This is a genomic window from Flavobacterium silvaticum, from assembly GCF_012911565.1.
Classification (GTDB): Bacteria; Bacteroidota; Bacteroidia; order Flavobacteriales; family Flavobacteriaceae; genus Flavobacterium; species Flavobacterium silvaticum.
This window is the reverse complement of record NZ_JAAMPU010000084.1, coordinates 1-6,081: the sequence shown is the minus strand read 5'-3', so window position 1 is coordinate 6,081 and position 6,081 is coordinate 1. Positions and strand designations below refer to the sequence as shown.

The 6,081-nt window shown below is 45.7% G+C and carries 1 protein-coding gene; it reads right to left on the bottom strand.

Annotation, left to right across the window (positions count from 1 at the left end; all coding sequences use genetic code 11):
• Nucleotides 1–5,793 (bottom strand): fibronectin type III domain-containing protein (locus G6047_RS00510; protein WP_211165351.1); only part of this gene is annotated, 5,793 nt, incomplete at its 3' end.
• Between the last annotated feature and the right edge of the window lie 288 nt (nucleotides 5,794–6,081).

Here is a 6,081-nt window from a genome sequence, read left to right as displayed (position 1 = left end):
CGTGTGTTCCGCATCCGTGTAATACGATCCAACACTCAATGAAGGCAACGTGATCGACTCGCAGTCCGAAAGGTCACCAACCGCATCCAATACAGGAGCAGGGGTAACGGTAACGGTGAAGAAGGTTTCAGAAGAAGGACAATCTTCCGTAGCAGGAACATAAACGAATATGTCTTGTGTAGTAGAGATTATACCGCCCGCGAACAATTGTGTACCAGTTCCTCCAGGCAATGTCCAGTAGAAATTACCCGCAGAAAGAACAGGTAATTCGAAACTACAATTGGCATTGGCATCCGGAAGATCATCTGCCACGGCACCATTATGAATGGTTATTGTAAATGCTGTTTCAGCAGGTACACACGGCGCTATTGCAGCTCCATATAAATATACCGGTAATGCATCTGCAGGAGCTGAAACCGTAGTGCCGTCAAGAATATTTCCTGTACCTCCAGGGCCATCATAATAGTGACCTACAGTTGGTGTAGGGAAAGTATATGGTGTACACTGAATAATATCAACAGCAGGATCAACCAATACCGGAGTATGGTTTACCGTAACTACAAATGACCCTTGTGCCGGACAGCCAACATCACTAGGCGCGTAGACCCAGATAGTCGCTGTCTCAGTAATAGGTGTTGCAACCGGAATCACATCACCAGCTCCATCTGCCTGTCCATAGTACGAACCATTAGTAAGTTCCGGAAGGATGTACTCATCACAAACAGTCTGATCTCCAGGAGTAGTTATTGTCTGGCCACCGATTGTAATGGTAAACATTTCCTGATCTGAACAGGTTTCTCCGTTTGCAGTGATGAAGGCATACACATACATAGGAGTGGTTGCGGATATAATGTCACCGGCAAAATGAGGATCTCCCGTTCCATCAGGTCCGGTAAAATAATTACCGGCACCTACTATAGCAGGCAATGTGTAAGGATCACATTGAGTAACATCTTCAATCGGCTCCACATCGATTACCTGAGGAGAAAGTATTACTTCGGCCGTTTTAGTGGTGATTACACCTCCGCAACCATTGTAAACCGCCTGAGCTGTCATGGTAGTCAATTCACTTACACAAACATTGATCGTAGTATCGCTGCTGTAGAATTCATCTCCCATTAACCAAGAGAAAGTAACTAGAGATTCTCCATCTGGCTTGAATCTCCAGGCTTCATCATGAGCTTCCCAGGTTCCAAGGTTACGTCCAGGCGGCGTATAACCTGCCGAACCGTCAGGATTCTGGATTCCGATTACACCGGCTCCTTCGTTCCATGATGTACACGAAACTCTGTCTTTAACATATACCTCAATATTATTTGAGGTTTCATAAAGCACGATTTGGCTTGTTTGAAGAGGCGAATCAAGCTCACACTGGAATTGTGCGATGTTGACGTAATTGATTACAAAAACACGACACGGTGCTGTTCCCAATACCTGGTAGTTGATCGTATGGGTAACAGGCGTGTCAACAGCTGGATTTATATCCTGATAAACACCATAAATTGCATTTAGGATTGGGAAGTTCGGATTTGGAACATCTGTTCCTGGATTCGTATTCCAAGGACAGAAAGTATCGTTGTTATTGTTGAATGTAACAACTCCGTTAGATCCCACTTTTACTGAAGTATAATTTACTCCGAAGAAACAGAAGTTAAACGGAAGCTCAAATACAGGTCCCCAGATATCATCTGTTGATATATTCAACTCAATACCTCCATCAAATGGGAATGGTGGAGCGAATGGAATCGATTCAATCGCATAAACTTCCGTCGAATGATTATCTACATAAGTAGCTGTCAAATCCACACAGCTCTCACCAGGACATAAGTTAATGACACCATCGGCATTTATATCCGGATTGGCAGGCGTAACTTCTGCGCATATTGGATCTGCATTTAGTATATAGAATTCATGTGGTCCGGTAATCAAACTTGAGTCTGTATCGGAACAAATACTATGTACATAGAAGTCATATAGACCCGGTATAAGCACACCGTAATCTTCTAACGTATTATAAGTAATGGGGTTTACGGCCGGATCCATTACTACAATATTACCTGTTCCCGGTATAGGAACCGCGCTTCCACTAGGCACAACCCAAACTTCCCATTGTGTGGCAGGACCAACCTCAGTCCATTGGATTGTGGCTGTTCCGGTTGTAGTGGCAGACGTGATGTTCACTGGCTGCGGACAAGTTGGCAACGTCGTGAAAGAGGCAGGTCCGTTCCAAGGGCTCTCTTCGATTCCGTCCGGACAAACTGCACGCACATAGAAATCATAATCAGTCAATTGTGTAAGAGGGTCTCCAGGTATATGGAAAGGCATTGGAGACGCAGGAACTCCTGAAAATGTAGGAGTTGTACTGGCATCTGGTGCAGGAGAACCGGCAGGGACAACATATACATCGTACGTTGCTCCCGGAACCGTATTCCAACTCAGATCAGCACCAAACGTATATGGTTGTACTGCTACAAGGTTCAATGGAATTGGACAAGCGCTACATGTTACGTTAGCAACCCATCCGTCCAATTGGACGCTGGTATCGCTTCTGAACATAAATGTCAAACAACCATCGGGCGATGTAGATTGGAATGGCCCAGGGATATTTCCTCCCCAGAAACCTCCAGCCAATCCACCCGGAACAGCACCCGCACCGTTACCACTTAGTATTTGTGGCGAAGCTGTAGTAGGACCGTCGAACACATAAAGTGCGTCGAAGTTATTTTCTGTATTGAACGATGTAAAAGTGACAGTGACTACCTCTCCTGCTTCAGGGCAAACCGTTACAAAATAATCGGAACTTGCCTCATAGGAATCAGAACCTCCGTTGTCAACAAAGATTCCACCGCATTCAGGTGGTGCGACAAGGGTTTCTCCTTCTCTGGGACCGGCAGGGTTACTCACGCCATCTTCGTCACCGCAATCAGATCTTACATAAAAATCAAAACAGGATGAAGAAGCGAGACCTTCTAAAGTGTACGGATTTGTGTCTGCATCAACCCAGTTCGGATCGTCAGCAGCCGGAATTGGACTTCCGCAAGGAACTGCAATAACCTGCCATGCTGTAGCCGGGCCGTTATTTGTCCATGATAATTCGGCAGAATTGACAGTAAAGTTGGTTGCCTGAAGTTGTGTCGGTTTAGGACATGCCGGCGGCGGACCACAGGTCACGTCTGCAATAAATCCGTCAAGGCCAAAGAATCCGTCGCTGATAAATTGGAAAGTCAAACATCCGTCAGGTGAAGACGATTCGAATATAGGAAGCGTCTGTGTTCCCCACCAAGCACCCGGCTGTGTCAAAAGACCGAATCCTGCAGGGTTGTTACTTGCTATAAGTGGTGAAGCAGTAGAGTTACCATCATAAACATACAAACCATCTGCCTGAGGGTCTGTTTCGAAAGAAGTAAATGTCACGGTTACTATTTCTCCTGGAGTTTCCGGACAAACAGTGACTATCGAGTTCAGGTTAGCCGGATAGGTTCCGTTTGCACCACCCAAATCAATATACTGCCCGCCGCAAACCGGTGGCGCAACCTGAGTTGTGGCAGAGCGTGGCCCTGACCAGTCGCTAAATCCGTTGTCTGAATTCGTACAGTTTGCACGAACGTAAAAATCATAACATGTATCTGGTTCTAATCCAGGAACCGGAACGTTTTGAGTGGTAGTAGCGCCTGATACAGTTGGCGTTGCATCGGCTGCAGGAGCCGGAGAACCACAAGCAACGGCATATATATCCCAACTTGTAGCAGTCGAGTTATCCGTAAAGGTGATTACCGCGCCAAAAGAAGTGGTACTGTTGATTGTAATTGCAGTTGGCTTAGGACACGGTGGTGGCGGACCACAAGTGATTGTTGAATTAAAGCCGCCTTCTTCAAAAATACCATCACTGATAAATTGGAATGTCAAACATCCGTCAGGGCTTGTAGACTGGAAATCATCCGGAATTGTAGTTCCCCAATAAGCTCCCGGTGTTTGCAAATTGAAATTGAATCCGGCACCGTTCGTACTCGGTATCATTGGATCATCAATGCCATTTCCATTGAAGACATAGAATCCATCCCATCCGTCTTCAGTCTCCATAAATGTGAAATGTACAGTAACAACGTCTCCCGGAGTTTCGGGACAAATTGTCGTGATTTCATTCATGCCAGGCAGATACGGGCCATCGACACCTCCTACATCTATATAATTTCCTCCACACTCCGGTGGTAGTGCCGGTGTACATATTTCAAGAGGACCTGCCCATGCACTGAGACCGTTATCTGTAGAACTACAATCTGCACGTACATATACATCATAGCAGGTAGAAGAAGTCAGATCTGGAATGGTGTAAGCAGAAGTAGCCGAAACACCAACTGAGGTTTCGGTTGGCGCAGGTGCATTCGCTGGAAGAACTAATACCTGCCATGCCGTACCCGGTCCATTGTTGGCCCATGATACAGTTGCATCGGTAGGATTTACGGTAACAGCCGTGAGCAATCCTGGCTTCGGACATGGCGGTGGAGGACCACAGGTAACATCACTTTCAAAGCCATCACGGGTTCCGCTTCCGTCAGAAACGAATAGGAAAGTCAAACAACCATCAGGGCTTGATGACGTAAAAGGACCCGGAATTTCAGTTCCCCAATAACCTCCTGGTGTATCCATTGGACCATTTCCTGAACCAAGATCACTTGGTATCATTGGAGCGTTTACCGAGTTTCCATCAAAAACGTATATCCCATCCCAAGTATTTTCGGTATTGAACATGGTAAACGTAACGGTAACCTGATCACCCGGTGTTTCCGGACATATTGTTGTAGTGACACTTTCATTATTTGAATACTCGTTGTCAACACCTCCACTGTCGACATAATTTCCTCCACATTCGGGAGGTGCCGCCTGAGTAGTACATTCGACCTGAACCCATTCAGATCCGGAATCGGGACATAAGGCCTGCACATAAAAAACATAATCCGTCAAAGGAACAAGATCCCCGACGGTTGGCTGAGTAGTTTGTGTTACAGTAAAATTAGTATTAGTAGTCGCTATAATAGGTGTTCCCGCATTCGGGTCGAATTCCTGGCCAGCTGGCAGCACTTGTACTGCCCACTGAGTCGCCGCGCCCGGGCTTTGCCAACTCAGAACGGTACTTGTCGAAAGACAGGCCGCGGTAAGATTGGTTACGTCAAGACATTTAGAAATAAATTTAAAGTCATCAACCAGCCAGCGATCTCCGTTGGGAGCCGGTGTAGGTTGGGTGAAAACCCTCACAAAAGCATAGTACATCTGCGTACCTACAGGATCCGTAATATTAATTACTTTCTCTTCCCAAACATCAAAATTATCGGTGAGCTCATTTTCTGTCCATTGCGCAACAATCGTGGTAAACGATGTGTACTGTGTAGGATCTGCCGTAGCAGGCGCCGACCTGATTTGGTAAAGTGTACTGTTAGGGGTTGATTGACCTGCAATCGTAGTCCTGGTGAAAAACCTGAATTGGGCATCCTGCGGAGTGGAAAGCAATGGGGTAACCAGATAATCTTCTGATGTATTCCCCGCTCCGACGTTCATCCTATTCATGTAGGCACATTGTGTACCTGAATGGGCTGGATAAACGTCCTGTGGATTCAAGCCCCAGTTTACGGTCGTACCCACGCCATTATCCAAAATTTGCCAGGTGCCGGTGGCTGGAAGCAACCATGGCCCAAGTCCTGCCGGTGCAACGACGCCTGGCTCATCAAAAGTTTCAACTTGTGAAAATCCTGAAAAACCCATGAGCAGCATTACAAGGTAGAGTGTAATTTTCTTCATAGAGTGATTTGTTAATAATTTGAAAAAATGCAGTTTAGAACCTCAAATTTAACAAAATTTATGAATGACGGAATTAAAAAAAAATATTTAACTAAACCGAAATATTTTCATTGTATTTAAATTATTATTTAGGTTTTATTAGTTTTTTTTGACAATTATCCACAAAAACAAAAAAGCCGGGGATGCCGGCTTTTGTATCAAAGATATGGTATGGGTCATTTCTTCACGATGAGGAACTCCGAACGGCGGTTCTGGGCATGCTGCTCCTCGGTGCAGTTCTCCCCGCAG